Genomic DNA, 12,531 nt, shown 5'->3' with positions numbered 1-12,531 from the left:
CTTGGGAAGCCTTGGGGTAAGGCGGGCCGACACCCGCTCTGCCAAGGGGTGCCGGCCGAACGGTATTTCAGAGGGACGATTGGGGGCGCGGCCCTCATGGCGGCATTCAACCAGAAAAATGCGTCGGATTCGTGACGAATCAGCTGGGAAAGCCCGGCGCGGTCCGCATTTCCCCGGTCACGATTCCGCGCCAGTTCCGGATCGGGCCGGTCAGGTATGTGGAAATCACCGGGTCGTCATTATCCAATACTTTCAGGTGTAGCAGAAGCGCGACAATCGCAGCTTCGCTGGCGCGGGTGGCACCGTCCAGGGCCTTGAGCGCGATCCCCAGCCCCTCTTCGGGCAGGATCGCCACAAAGACACCCTCGGCGCCGGTCTTGACCGCGATCTTGCCGCGTGCCGCCCGCATGAGCGAGGTGCAGGCGCGGCCCTCGCCGGCCACCATCTCCGGATGCGTGCGCATGGCGTCGACCAGCCGTCGCATCGCCCGTCCCCGGCGATCGGTGCCGGGATTGGCGAAGGCGGCCATGGCACTGGCCAGACCCTTGAGACTGCAGGCATGATTGGGGGCCGAGCATCCATCGATCCCGTAGCCCCGACTGTCTTCGCCAGTGACCTCCTCGAAGGCGGCTTTCGCGGCTTGTTGCACCGGGTGATCCGGCTCGACATATTCGGGGCCGCCGCCCAGATGCCGGTTCAGAGTCAGGAAACCCGCATGCTTGCCCGAGCAGTTGTTATGCCGTTGGTCCGGTTCCTGATCCGAGCAGGTCAGGCGGCGGTTTTCTTCCTTGTCCTGCGGCATGTGACAGCCGCAGCGCAAATCGGCCTCGGACAGATCAAGGCCGGTCAGCCAGTCACCGACCGTTTCAACATGGATACGGGCGCCGCTATGACTGGCGCAGGCAAGGGCAAGCTGGCGGTCGGTCAGGCCTACCGCATCCGCGGCGCCGCTTTCCACAAGCGGCAATGCCTGGATCATCTTGCAGGACGACCGGGGGAAAATCACATTGCCGGGGCAGCCCCAGGCTTCGACTACGCCGGTGCTGTCGCAGATCACCGCGTGGCCCAGATGAAGGCTTTCGCGCCGCCCTCCGCGCCACAATTCGATCATTTCTGCCGCTTGCATCGCGATTTCCCCCTGACAATTGCGCGATTTTACGCATGTTCCCCTTTTTCATGCAGTGATTTTCGTTATCCTGTCCACAGGTGGTTGAAAAGACCAACGCAATCGGGAAAAGAACGTCGAACTGAGCGGCGAAAACATGGCAGGAGACCAGAGCATGAAGAATATCACGCTGCGCGGCATGGCCGCAGTCGCACTCCTGATGGCTGGGCTGGGGACAGCGGGCGCACAGGAATCCAACAATGTGGTGGCGACCGAAGGGGACTGGACCGTATTCGCGGCACAGGATCCGCAGGAATGCTGGGCGGTGTCGCCTCCCAAATCCACCGTGAACACGGATTCGGAGGGTAATCCCAAGGAAGTGACCCGTGGCGATATCCGCCTGTATGTCGCTTACCGTCCGGGCCAGAATGGTGAAGTGTCGTTTGCCGGCGGTTATCCCTTCGCGCCTGACTCGACGGTCGAGGTGGATATCGGGGGACAGAAGTTCAACCTGTTTACCGAGGGCGAGAACGCCTGGACCGGCAGCCCTGACGAGGACCAGAAGCTGATCAGCGCGCTGCGGGCCGGGTCGGATGCCGTGATCACGGGCCGTTCATCGCGGGGCACGGTCACCAAGGACACTTTCAGCCTTTCGGGCATCACTGCCGCCACCAACACGGCGCAGGAACGCTGCCAGTAAGCCCGGCGGCAATTACCTGACTGCGGGAGAGCCGGGCGGTTGCACGGGGCTGGTTGATTTACGGCCCCGTTTCGCTTATGTGCGGGTCCTTCAATCAATTTGCCGGTGACCCCGATATGTCCGTTCCGATCACGCAGGATGTCCTGACCATTCCCCGGAAATTGCCCGAAGGCGGCCGGACGAATATTGTCGGCCTGACGCGTGAACAGTTGCGCGAAGCGCTGATCGCCGCGGGAACGCCCGAGCGGCAGGCAAAGATGCGGGTCGGGCAGGTCTGGCAGTGGATCTATCATTGGGGCGTTCGCGACTTCGCGCAGATGACCAATCTGGCCAAGGATTATCGTGCCCTTCTGGCCGAGAAATTCGAGATAGTGCTGCCCGAGGTCGTTACCCGGCAGGTCAGCGCCGACGGCACGCGGAAATACCTGCTGCGCATTGCCGGGGGGCACGAGGTCGAGGCGGTCTATATTCCCGAAGAGGGGAGGGGCACGCTGTGCGTTTCCTCGCAGGTTGGCTGCACGCTGACATGTTCCTTTTGCCATACCGGCACCCAGAAACTGGTGCGCAACCTGACCCCGGGCGAGATCGTCGGCCAGCTCATGGTGGCGCGCGACGATCTGGGCGAATGGCCCGTGCCGGGCGCACCCAAGGACGAGACGCGGCTGGTCAGCAACATGGTGCTGATGGGCATGGGCGAACCGCTGTATAATTTCGAGGGCGTGCGCGACGCGATGAAGGTCGTCATGGATGGTGAAGGGCTCAGCCTGTCGCGCCGCCGGATCACGCTTTCGACGAGTGGCGTGGTGCCCGAGATCGCCCGCACCGCCGAAGAGATCGGCTGCCTTCTGGCGGTGAGTTTCCACGCGACCACCGATGATGTGCGCAACAGGCTGGTGCCGATCAATCGCCGCTGGAATATCGAGGCGCTTCTGACCGCGCTGCGCGAATATCCGCGCCTGTCGAACAGCGAGCGGATCACTTTCGAATATGTGATGCTGGACGGGGTGAACGACAGCGACGAGGACGCGCGGCGCCTAGTCAAGTTGATTCGCGGTATTCCGGCCAAGATCAACCTGATCCCTTTCAACGAATGGCCCGGCGCGCCCTATCGCCGGTCAAGCTGGGAACGGATCGAGGCATTCGCCGACATTGTTCACAAGGCGGGCTATGCCAGCCCGATCCGTACCCCGCGTGGAGAGGATATCATGGCCGCCTGCGGCCAGTTGAAATCCGCGACCGAGAGGGGCCGCAAGAGCCGCGCAGAGATCGCCGCCGAAGCGGCAGGGTAGGCGATCCTTTTCCGAACCGGGATGAAATGGGAAAACTGCGGGCCTGGGGAGTGGCTGCCCGAACCGGAATGCGGGCAGCCGGATCTGGTCACTTCAATGCGCCATCATCTCTTCGGCGATCTGCTCTCCGCTGAGTGACGAGGGGTAATAGGTCGGCCAGTTGGTCAGTTCTTCCAGCAATGCAGCGCGGTCATCGCCCCAATACAGGTGATAATGGTCCGCCTTTTCCGGGGCGATGCGGTGATCGCTGAACTGGATGAACTGCGGCGCGGCGTCATCGCCTTCGGTCTTTTCAAAGATGAAGCGCACCCCCCGATTGCCCTTTTCGTAGGTCAGGATTTCATAGCCGTCGCTTTCGTAATGCCCTTCGACAGGACCGCTATCCCTGAAAAAGGTCACGCTGTCGCCCTCGATCACGATGCGATCGGTATCCGTGCTGTATCCGGTTTCGTAATAGGCGCGGTATTCCTCTGCACTCTTGTCGCCATGTTCGGCCTTGTGCGCCATGACATCGTCGAGAGTGCCGTCCTGCAGATGAGGATAGACGGATTGCCAGTCGCCTTCCCAATCCGAAAGCGGGCGGTCCTTGATCTGGCTGTCTTCGAAATAGCCCTTGTAAACGGAATTGTCTGTGTCGTGCGCGTGATCATGTTCATGTGAATGATCATGCGCCGAGGATGGGTCGGAATTCTCCTTCGCCTGCGCATGCACGGTGAAAAGCAGCATCGAGCCAACTGCCATTGCGCCAAGGAATTTGTTGGTTGCCGTTTGCATCGTCATGGACCTCTTTCGGTTACTGCATTCAAGGGGTAACTACCCATGAATGATACGTTATATCATAACTATTCTGGAGATAATGCAAACTCACTCCGTTGGCAATCGGGAAGCGAAGTTCGGCACGCGATGAAACGAGATTTCGGCAGTGCAGCGATACTTTTGGTCTGCCAGCCGTTACCCGGCTTTTACCTTGGTCAGGACAAGAAATGTCATCATTCCCAGTGGCGGCAGCGTTTTCTGTTCTTCGAGAACCAGTGCCTTTTCTTGCAGAACCGTTTCGATCCTGAAGTCGGAATGCCAGCCAATCGTATTTGCAAGCGGAGCGAAAGCCCGCTCCAGTGATGCGAGAATGCCCTGCGTCCGCGCAAAATGATTGGTGATCACCACTTTGCCTCCGGGTTTGCAGACCCTTGCGATCTCGGCCATTACCTTTTCCGGTGCCGGAACGACCGACAGGACATGCATTGCGGCGACCGTATCGAAATGGTTGTCCGGAAAGTCGAGCGAACGGGCGTCCATCTGCCGCAATTCCTTGACATGGCGCAGTTTCAGCCGCTCTGCCTTGGCTATGGCCTTTTGCAGCATCGCTTCGCTGAAATCGATTCCGGTCACCTGCATCCCCGGTTTGTAGTATTTCAGCGCAAGGCCGGTGCCGACGCCAACTTCAAGCACGCTTCCCGGACGGGTATTGATGTAATCGACCGTTCGGCGCCTGCCGAGATTGGTAATCGCTCCGAAAGTGTTGTCGTAGACGGGTGCCCACCGGGAATAGGAGGATTGAACCGCTTCGATATCCATGTCTACTCCTTGTCAGTTTGAAAGACGGCCCTTGTCGAAACTCGCCCAGATGACCATTCCCACATAGCCGATGCAAAGCACGATCAATGTAGCCCAGGCAAAGGTCAGGATTGCGGCTCCGGCACAGGCGACGCCGACAAGGAAGAACTTGACGTTCCCGCGCGAGATCCTGGTGGTCTTGAACGACCATGTCGGGATCCGGCTGATCAGCAGCAGGCCGATGAAGATCATGTGGATGCAAATGACGAAATCCGGCAATATCGGTGCATCGGCAAAGGTAAACGACAAATACATCGGCAACATGACCAGCAGCGCACCTGCCGGGGACGGCACGCCTTCGAAAAAGGCGCTGTCGGGACCCGTGTTTTCGGACTTGTTGCCGACATTGAACCGTGCCAGCCGGATGACGCAGCAAATCGAAAAGAACAGCACGGCAATCCAGGCCAGGCCGCGAATATCCTGCAACGCCCAGAAATAGAGAATGAGCGAAGGTGCCACCCCGAAATTCAGAAAATCGGCAAGGGAATCGAGTTCCGCGCCGATCTTGCTGCTACAGCCGAGGATACGCGCAATGCGCCCATCCAGCCCGTCAAGAATGCCCGCCGCAATGATGAGCTGAACCGCAAGCATATAATCGCCCTGCACTCCGAACCTGATGGCCGATATGCCCGCGCAAATTGCTATTATGGTCAGCATATTCGGCAGCAGCTGGATCAGGGAAAATTCGGTTTCCGGGCCGTTCAAGGGATCCTCCATGGGCCCTTTTACCTGCTTTGATCCGGCGATAGCAAATCGGCAATGACGGTTTCGCCGGCGATCATGGTCTGTCCGATACTGACCGACGGAACCACGCCCTCCGGAAGGTATACGTCCAGCCGAGAACCGAACCGGATCAGGCCGAACCGGTCGGCGGTCTGCAGCTTGCTTCCCGGCTTCACAAAGCAGACGATCCGGCGCGCCACCAGACCAGCGATCTGCACGACTGCCAGTTCCCGCCCGTCTTCCATCCGGATGCACAGGCTGTTCCGTTCGTTATCGGCGCTGGCCTTGTCCAGCGATGCGTTGAAAAATTTTCCCGGCCGATAGGCCAGCGCAGTGACCTCTCCGGCAACCGGTGAGCGGTTCACATGGCAATTGAACACGCTCATGAACACGCTGACACGGGTAAGCGGTTGCTGGGGCATTCCAAGCTCGATCGGCGGAACCGCCCTTTCGATCAACGAGACGATCCCGTCAGCCGGGCTGACCACCAGCCCGGGGCGCATCGGAGGGACGCGGACCGGGTCCCGGAAAAAATAATAACACCAGACCGTCAGTCCGATGCCGATCCAGCCCAGAAAATCCGCTACTAGGAACAAGGCTATGGTCACGGCTGCAAAGATCGCCACGAACCGGATCCCCTCCGGATGCATCGGCTTGATGAATGTATCGCGCATTCGCATCGAAATCAGCTCCTCGGGGCACAGCAACCGGGCCACTCATAAGTGGATTGGCCCGTAATACAACAGAGATCAAAGGAACGTTGAGATATTCCCGCCCGATCGGGCAAGGCCGCACAACTATCCCGTGCGTGGATCGTATATAGATGTGACGACGGAGTGCCCTTTCAAACAAATCACAACCGGCGGAGATGAGGCATTGGCGGGTGGAAAGAAATCGCGCCCTGTTACTGTGCCATTTCCTCCTCGACCCTGACGGCGACGGCCAGTCGTTCGATGCCCGAACCCATTGCAACTCCGCGTATCGGTGCCGCATCCGATGCGTCCAGACCGGATCCGAGGCGGACATAACGCTCGTCCGGGCAGCATCCATTGGCCGCGTCGAAGCCGACCCAGCCCAGATTGCCGACATGAATCTCGGCCCATGCATGGGCGGCCTCGTGCGGCTGCCCGTCGGCGGTCGAGTGCAGATAACCCGAGACATAACGGGCGGGCAGGTCGCGCAGCCGGGCCAGGGAAATCAATGCATGGGCGTGATCCTGGCAGACGCCCTCGCCCAACGCCAGGGCCTCGGCGGCGGTGGTCTGTGCCCGGGTAACGCCGGGGCGGAAGGTTATGGCCTTGCTGACCAGCGCCGACAGTTTATGCGCCAGATCCAGCGCATCGTTATGCGTGCCGGTCGACTGCGCCAGTTTCCGCAATGCCTCGTCCGGTGCCGTTGCCTGCGTGTCGCGCAGATAGGCGAGCGGATGGATCAACTCGCGATGCCCGCGCAGGACCCCGGCGGTGTCGCGGGTTTCGACATGGCCGGTGATCCGCACCGTGACCTCCTGTGCCGGACCGCGCAGGGTCCAGCCCTCGATCCAATCGCCCGCACCGTCGCGGAAACCCGGCCCCTTGATGCCGTCCGGGACCTCGATCAGCCATTCATGGGTCTTCTGCCCCTCGAAGATCGAGGGAGTCAGCCGCAGGCTTTGCACAAGGTTGCGGATCGGCTGATCATAGCAATAGACTGTTTCATGAGAGATGCGCAGCTTCATGGGTTATGACCCTCCCAGCAGGTAGTCCTGGTGCACCAGGTTCGAGACGGTGCCGATCTCGCCGATGAACCAGCTGAGAAACTCGTGCAGCCCTTCGTCGAAGATCATGTCGATATTGCGTGCCTGCAGTGCTTCCAGCGTTGCCCGCGCCTGGTTTCGGGCACCTGCGGGCGCATTTTCGCCATAGCGGCGGACAAGGCCATCCAGGTGCCAGACCGTTTCGTAAAGGGAGGTGATCAGTGAACGCGGGCTTTCTCCGTTCAGGATCAGGAAATCGGCCACCCGCGCGGCGGTGATGTCGCCGCCATAGGCCCAGTGAAAGGCGCGATGCGCCGAGAGCGCCCGCAGGATCACCATCCACTGATAGGTATCGAGGCCGGAGCCAACGAACTCGATCCGGGGCAAGAGCACGAAATATTTCACGTCCAGTAACCGGGCAGTGGCGTCGGCCCGTTCCAACCCGAAGCCGGTATTCATGAAATGCCAGCCGTCATTGCGCAACTGGGTCGCGTTGATGGCCCCGCGCACGGTCGAGGTGTGGCTGGTGGTGAAATCGGTCAGAGTCGCGGTGTCCAGCTTGGAACGCGGGGTTTTCTCGATCTTGCGCAACTCCTGGTAGGTGACGTTGAGCGCGTCCCAGACCTGCCCTGTCAGCGCGGTGCGCACGATCCGGCCGCTTTCGCGGGCCTTTTCGATGCAATTGGCGACCGACGAGGGATTGTCGCGGTCGAAGAAGATGAACTCCTCGATATTCTCCTGCGTGAGATCGTTGTATTTCTGCCGGAACTGGTCGGCGGCCCCCGATGCCTGCAGAAGCGAGTTCCACTCACTCTGATATCCGGCCGCTGTATTGGGTAGCAGCGTGATGCGCTGGCCGACATCCAGCAGGCGGGCGGCGGTTTCGGCGCGTTCCAGGTGGCGGCCCATCCAGAACAGGTTCGAGGCGGTGCGGCTGAGCATGGCTGATCCCCCCTCTTATTCCGACAGGACCCAGGTGTCCTTGACGCCCCCGCCCTGCGACGAGTTGACGACAAGGCTGCCCTCGCGCAGCGCTACGCGGGTCAGTCCGCCCGGCACCAGTTCGATCCGGTCGCCGCAAAGGCAGAAGGGGCGCAGATCGACATGTCGCGGCGCGACGCCCTCCTCGACAAAGGTCGGGCAGGTCGACAGCGACAGGGTGGGCTGGGCGATGTAGTTCGAGGGATTGGCCTCGATCTTCTTGCGGAAGGTTTCGATTTCCTCCTTGCTGGCCTTTGGCCCGACCAGCATGCCGTAGCCACCCGAGCCATGCACCTCCTTCACCACCAGATCGGGCAGGTTCGCCATGACATGCCTGTAATCCTCCTCCTTCCACAGCGTCCATGTCTGGACATTATTCAGGAGCGGCTCTTCGCCCAGGTAGAAGCGGATCATTTCCGGCACGAAAGTATAGATGGCCTTGTCATCGGCCACGCCCGCACCGGGAGCCGAGCAGATCGACACCCCGCCCGAGCGATAGACATCCATCAGTCCTGGCACCCCCAGCATGGAATCGGGGCGGAAGCAAAGCGGATCCAGGAACGGGTCGTCGATCCGGCGATAGATGACATCGACGCGCTTTGGCCCCTGCGTCGTTCGCATATAGACGAATTCGCCGTCGACGAAGAGATCCTGCCCCTCGACCAGTTCGACGCCCATCAGGTTGGCAAGGAAACTGTGCTCATAATAAGCGCTGTTGTAGTGGCCCGGGGTCAGGATCACGCAGGTCGGGCGGCTGTCGCATTTCGCGGGTGCCACCGATTCCAGGGTCCGGCGCAGCAATTCGGGATATTGCTCGACCGGCTCGATGCGGCTCTGGCGGAAAAGCTGCGGAAACATGCGCATCATGATCTCGCGGTTTTCCAGCATGTAGCTGACGCCGGAGGGGGTGCGGCAATTGTCTTCGAGAACGAAGAATTCGTCCTTGGCGGTGCGGACAAGATCGATGCCGATGATATGGCTATAGACGCCGCGCGGCGGCACGATGCCGACAACGGCCTTTTCATAGGCCGCGTTTCGATAGACCAGCCGTGCCGGGATACGGCCCGCGCGGATGATCTCGCCACGGCCATAAACGTCGCGCAGAAAAGCGTTCAGGGCGCGGGCGCGTTGCTTGATGCCGCGTTCCAGCCTGCGCCATTCGGATTGTTCGAAGACGCGGGGCATCATGTCGAAGGGAATCAGCCGGTCCGGGTCGCCGCCCTCGCCATAAACGGCGAAGGTGATGCCGATGCGCCGGAACAGGGCCTCGGCTTCGGCCTGTTTCATCTGCCGGAAATCCTCCGGCATCGTCCTTACCCATTCGCTGAGGCGCGCATACGGGTCCCGGACGGACTCGCCCTCGAACATTTCATTATAATATACCATGATCCCCCCAAAAACTCACGACACCCCACCCTTTGCGGGCATTCTATGGGGCGATGATCGGGGACAGGCTTGGTGGTGTCTATAGCAGAAAGGTTATCGCCGTGCGAAAAACCTGTCATATTCCGGTGTTGCCAAACCCGTGGCGACGGCTGGTTGATGTTTTAGGCAAACTGGAAAGCTCGGCGTCCTTGGCAGGGCGGAAACCCGACAATACGCTATTCCTCGGGTGCGGGGGGCGCGGCTGGCGTTCGGGCGCCGGCACGTTGCCAACGCGACTGCTCGGCTTGGGGATCAAGCGACACGTCCCGGTAGGCGCGGTGATAGACACTCGTTCCCGCCAGACGCTCGAGCGGGCGAGGCTTGTGGCGCTCCCGCCACTCCTGATCGGCTTGTGCCAGGGTTGTGCGGATGGCGGGATCGTTGCCCGAGCGCGAGGCATAGGCCACCATTGCCTGATCCGATGCGGCAACACCCTGATCCGTCAGCGCGGCGGGATTGCCGCCCATCGCACCTACGGCGTCGGCTATCGGCGTGGGGTCGGTGATATTGGAACTGCCCGGGGTCGGGGTGGGCAGCAAGGCCAGATCCGGGGGCATGCTGATCGGTTTGGTTGGCAGAATCGCAAATTCATCCGGCGAATTCTGTCCCCTTTCCAGATTCATCAGCTTTGGATTGCCGCCACAGGCGGTCATGCCCGTCAGTGCCGCAATACCGATTGTCAGCGAGATCGCCCGCATTATCCGCCCCTTTATCATTCGGCCCTGTTCTAACGCGAATTTTCCGCTTCGTCACGGGTCTTGTCGCTTCTGGGCTTGCTGCGTGGCTTTCTTGCCGGTTTTCCCGGTTCGGGAGCGGGTTTCGTCTGTGGCATGAGAACCAGCCCTATGGCACCCGCGAAGATCGAGATATCCGCGACGTTGAAGCTATACGGGTTTTGCCAGTTCGGCAGCGACATGTTCAGGAAATCCGCGACCGCGCCATAGAGGATCCGGTCGATCACGTTGCCAAGTGCGCCGCCGATCAGCAACCCGGCGGATATTCGCGCAACCGTCCCCAATGCAGCCCGCCAAACCCAGATCCAGACCCAAAGCGAAATGGCCAGCGCGACGCCGATCAGCACCCATCGCATCATATCCTGTTCTGAGGAGAACAGCCCGAAATTCACTCCCTGGTTCCATGCCATGCGCAGGTTGAGCCATGGCGACAGCACGTCGATCTCGTGTCGCCGGTCAAGTTGCAGCACATGGACGATCCAGTATTTCAACGCCTGATCCAGCGCTATGATCGCGGCGGCAATCCAGCCCGTCAGCCGCATATCGGCGCGGATGGGTTCAGGCGGAGGATTGGGCCTGCGCGCGCGTGGGGCCTTGGGCTTGACACCCCCGGATTTCGGAGCCTCGGCCATCAGTGACGGAAATGCCGCTGGCCGGTAAAGACCATCGCCAGACCAAGCCGGTTGGCGGCGGCGATCACCTCGTCATCGCGCATCGAGCCACCGGGCTGGATCACGGCCTTCGCACCCGCTTCGGCCAGCGCCTCGATGCCGTCGGCAAAGGGGAAGAAGGCATCCGAGGCGACCGCCGCACCCTCGGTCAGCGGCCGGGACAGGCCAAGCGCCTCGGCCATGTCCTCGGATTTGCGGCGGCCGATACGGGTGGAATCCACGCGGCTCATCTGGCCCGCGCCGATGCCGACAGTGGCCATGTCCCTGGCATAGACGATGGCGTTGGACTTGACATGCTTGGCGACGGTCCAGGCGAACAGCAGATCGTTCAACTCGTCTTCCGAAGGCCGGCGCTCGGTCACGATCTTCAGCGTGTCGCGGGTGACGTGGCCGTTGTCGCGTCCCTGCACCAGAAACCCGCCCGCGACCTGCCGGAATGTCGTCCCGCCGGCGGTCGGATCGGGTAGCCCGCCGGTGGTCAGCAGGCGCAGGTTCTTCTTGGCGGCAAAGACGCGTTTCGCGTCCTCATCGGCATCCGGCGCGATGACAACCTCGGTGAAGATCTTGACGATCTCCTCAGCGGTCGCGCCGTCCAGAGGTTGATTCAGCGCCACGATTCCGCCGAAGGCCGAGGTCCGGTCGCAATCGAAGGCACGCTTATAGGCGTCGATGGCGGTCTTTCCGAGCGCGACGCCGCAAGGATTGGCGTGTTTGATGATCGCGCAGGCGGGGCCTTGGGCCGGGTCGAACTCGGCGGCCAGTTCGAATGCCGCGTCAGTGTCGTTAATATTGTTGTAGGACAGTTCCTTGCCCTGCCATTGCCTGGCGCTGGCGACCCCGAGGCGTGCCTCGCCCGTCACGTAGAAGGCGGCCGATTGATGCGGGTTTTCGCCATAGCGCAACCCTTGGGCCAACGTCCCGGCAAAGGCGCGGCGGCGCGGGGTTTCCTCGCCGATGGCGCCCGCCATCCAGGTCGATACGGCGGCGTCATAGGCGGCGGTGCGGGCATAGGCGATCTGAGCCTGGCGCTGGCGGAACTCCAATGTCGTGTGGTCGTCATTGGCGTCCAGCTCTGCCAGCAGGGCGTTGTAATCCTGCACATCCACGATGACGCTGACGAAGCCGTGATTCTTGGCTGCCGCCCGGATCATCGCGGGGCCGCCGATATCGATATTCTCGACGCAATCCTCGTAGGCGGCGCCCTTCGCCACGGTTTCCTCGAAGGGATAGAGGTTCACCACCAGCAGGTCGATAGGGCCGATGCCATGCGCCTCCATCGCGGCCAGGTGCTCGGCATTGTCGCGCAGGGCCAGTAATCCGCCATGCACGATCGGATGCAAGGTCTTGACACGGCCATCCATCATCTCCGGGAACCCGGTGACATCGGCGACATCCACCACCGTCAGCCCGGCCTCGCGCAGGACCTTGGCGCTGCCCCCGGTCGAAAGCAGCTCGACGCCACGGGCCGACAGTTTCCGGGCGAATTCGATCAGCCCGGTCTTGTCGGAGACCGAGATCAGGGCACGTTTCAGGGCGACGGGATGGGACATATGG

13 protein-coding genes are annotated in these 12,531 nt (G+C 61.3%); 2 read left to right on the top strand and 11 right to left on the bottom strand.

What is annotated here, in order from left to right:
- Nucleotides 1-139: 139 nt before the first annotated feature.
- Nucleotides 140-1,126: an asparaginase gene (locus C9E81_RS11625; RefSeq protein WP_122112524.1), complete on the bottom strand. Its 987-nt coding sequence runs from the start codon at nt 1,124-1,126 to the stop codon at nt 140-142.
- 154 nt (nt 1,127-1,280) lie between these two features.
- On the opposite strand from C9E81_RS11625, the gene C9E81_RS11620 reads away from it, so the two are divergent.
- Both C9E81_RS11620 and rlmN read left to right on the top strand, forming a co-directional pair.
- Nucleotides 1,281-1,805, top strand: coding sequence for an invasion associated locus B family protein (locus C9E81_RS11620; RefSeq protein ID WP_122112523.1), 525 nt, complete (start codon nt 1,281-1,283; stop codon nt 1,803-1,805).
- Between the two features lie 116 nt (nt 1,806-1,921).
- The gene (rlmN, locus tag C9E81_RS11615; RefSeq protein WP_122112840.1) at nt 1,922-3,094 is read left to right on the top strand and encodes a dual-specificity RNA methyltransferase RlmN; all 1,173 of its coding nucleotides are present in this window, start codon (nt 1,922-1,924) and stop codon (nt 3,092-3,094) included.
- Nucleotides 3,095-3,187: 93 nt separating this feature from the next.
- Here rlmN and C9E81_RS11610 read toward each other — a convergent pair whose 3' ends face one another.
- The 10 genes from C9E81_RS11610 to purH form a co-directional block, all read right to left on the bottom strand.
- The gene (locus C9E81_RS11610; protein ID WP_122112839.1) at nt 3,188-3,868 is read right to left on the bottom strand and encodes a ZinT family metal-binding protein; all 681 of its coding nucleotides are present in this window, start codon (nt 3,866-3,868) and stop codon (nt 3,188-3,190) included.
- Nucleotides 3,869-4,045: 177 nt separating this feature from the next.
- Nucleotides 4,046-4,669 carry a class I SAM-dependent methyltransferase gene (locus tag C9E81_RS11605; RefSeq protein WP_122112522.1) on the bottom strand — a complete coding sequence of 208 codons (624 nt, stop codon included), beginning with the start codon at nt 4,667-4,669 and terminating at the stop codon, nt 4,046-4,048.
- A gap of 12 nt (nt 4,670-4,681) precedes the next feature.
- Nucleotides 4,682-5,425 carry a CDP-diacylglycerol--serine O-phosphatidyltransferase gene (gene pssA, locus C9E81_RS11600; protein ID WP_122112521.1) on the bottom strand — a complete coding sequence of 248 codons (744 nt, stop codon included), beginning with the start codon at nt 5,423-5,425 and terminating at the stop codon, nt 4,682-4,684.
- Between the two features lie 8 nt (nt 5,426-5,433).
- On the bottom strand, nt 5,434-6,111 hold the full coding sequence (locus C9E81_RS11595) for a phosphatidylserine decarboxylase (protein WP_122112520.1): 678 nt from the start codon (nt 6,109-6,111) through the stop codon (nt 5,434-5,436).
- A 224-nt stretch (nt 6,112-6,335) separates the two neighbouring features.
- A complete protein-coding gene (locus tag C9E81_RS11590) occupies nt 6,336-7,148 on the bottom strand; it encodes a transglutaminase family protein (RefSeq protein ID WP_122112519.1) in 813 nt (270 codons plus the stop codon).
- Nucleotides 7,149-7,151: 3 nt separating this feature from the next.
- Nucleotides 7,152-8,108: an alpha-E domain-containing protein gene (locus tag C9E81_RS11585; RefSeq protein ID WP_122112518.1), complete on the bottom strand. Its 957-nt coding sequence runs from the start codon at nt 8,106-8,108 to the stop codon at nt 7,152-7,154.
- Nucleotides 8,109-8,123: 15 nt separating this feature from the next.
- Nucleotides 8,124-9,533: a circularly permuted type 2 ATP-grasp protein gene (locus C9E81_RS11580; RefSeq protein ID WP_166461892.1), complete on the bottom strand. Its 1,410-nt coding sequence runs from the start codon at nt 9,531-9,533 to the stop codon at nt 8,124-8,126.
- Nucleotides 9,534-9,748: 215 nt separating this feature from the next.
- Entirely contained in the window at nt 9,749-10,270 is a 522-nt protein-coding gene (locus C9E81_RS11575) for a DUF3035 domain-containing protein (RefSeq protein ID WP_122112516.1), read from the bottom strand.
- Between the two features lie 29 nt (nt 10,271-10,299).
- Nucleotides 10,300-10,848, bottom strand: coding sequence for a signal peptidase II (gene lspA / locus C9E81_RS11570; protein WP_122112838.1), 549 nt, complete (start codon nt 10,846-10,848; stop codon nt 10,300-10,302).
- An 89-nt stretch (nt 10,849-10,937) separates the two neighbouring features.
- Nucleotides 10,938-12,527 carry a bifunctional phosphoribosylaminoimidazolecarboxamide formyltransferase/IMP cyclohydrolase gene (purH, locus tag C9E81_RS11565; RefSeq protein WP_122112515.1) on the bottom strand — a complete coding sequence of 530 codons (1,590 nt, stop codon included), beginning with the start codon at nt 12,525-12,527 and terminating at the stop codon, nt 10,938-10,940.
- Nucleotides 12,528-12,531: the final 4 nt, after the last annotated feature.

Origin of the sequence: Paracoccus alkanivorans (genome assembly GCF_003697785.1) — a bacterium.
Taxonomy (GTDB): Bacteria; Pseudomonadota; Alphaproteobacteria; order Rhodobacterales; family Rhodobacteraceae; genus Paracoccus; species Paracoccus alkanivorans.
The sequence above is the reverse complement of the archived record's forward strand: the minus strand, read 5'-3'. Positions and strand labels throughout refer to the sequence as shown.

Coding starts and splice junctions, on each gene's coding strand:
- C9E81_RS11610 (WP_122112839.1), bottom strand. CDS start 3,868: ATGCAAACGGCAACCAACAAATTCCTTGGCGCAATGGCAGTTGGCTCG.
- purH (WP_122112515.1), bottom strand. CDS start 12,527: ATGTCCCATCCCGTCGCCCTGAAACGTGCCCTGATCTCGGTCTCCGAC.
- C9E81_RS11585 (WP_122112518.1), bottom strand. CDS start 8,108: ATGCTCAGCCGCACCGCCTCGAACCTGTTCTGGATGGGCCGCCACCTG.
- C9E81_RS11580 (WP_166461892.1), bottom strand. CDS start 9,533: ATGGTATATTATAATGAAATGTTCGAGGGCGAGTCCGTCCGGGACCCG.
- pssA (WP_122112521.1), bottom strand. CDS start 5,425: ATGGAGGATCCCTTGAACGGCCCGGAAACCGAATTTTCCCTGATCCAG.
- C9E81_RS11590 (WP_122112519.1), bottom strand. CDS start 7,148: ATGAAGCTGCGCATCTCTCATGAAACAGTCTATTGCTATGATCAGCCG.
- C9E81_RS11595 (WP_122112520.1), bottom strand. CDS start 6,111: ATGCGAATGCGCGATACATTCATCAAGCCGATGCATCCGGAGGGGATC.
- C9E81_RS11625 (WP_122112524.1), bottom strand. CDS start 1,126: ATGCAAGCGGCAGAAATGATCGAATTGTGGCGCGGAGGGCGGCGCGAA.
- C9E81_RS11605 (WP_122112522.1), bottom strand. CDS start 4,669: ATGGATATCGAAGCGGTTCAATCCTCCTATTCCCGGTGGGCACCCGTC.
- lspA (WP_122112838.1), bottom strand. CDS start 10,848: ATGCGGCTGACGGGCTGGATTGCCGCCGCGATCATAGCGCTGGATCAG.
- rlmN (WP_122112840.1), top strand. CDS start 1,922: ATGTCCGTTCCGATCACGCAGGATGTCCTGACCATTCCCCGGAAATTG.
- C9E81_RS11620 (WP_122112523.1), top strand. CDS start 1,281: ATGAAGAATATCACGCTGCGCGGCATGGCCGCAGTCGCACTCCTGATG.
- C9E81_RS11575 (WP_122112516.1), bottom strand. CDS start 10,270: ATGCGGGCGATCTCGCTGACAATCGGTATTGCGGCACTGACGGGCATG.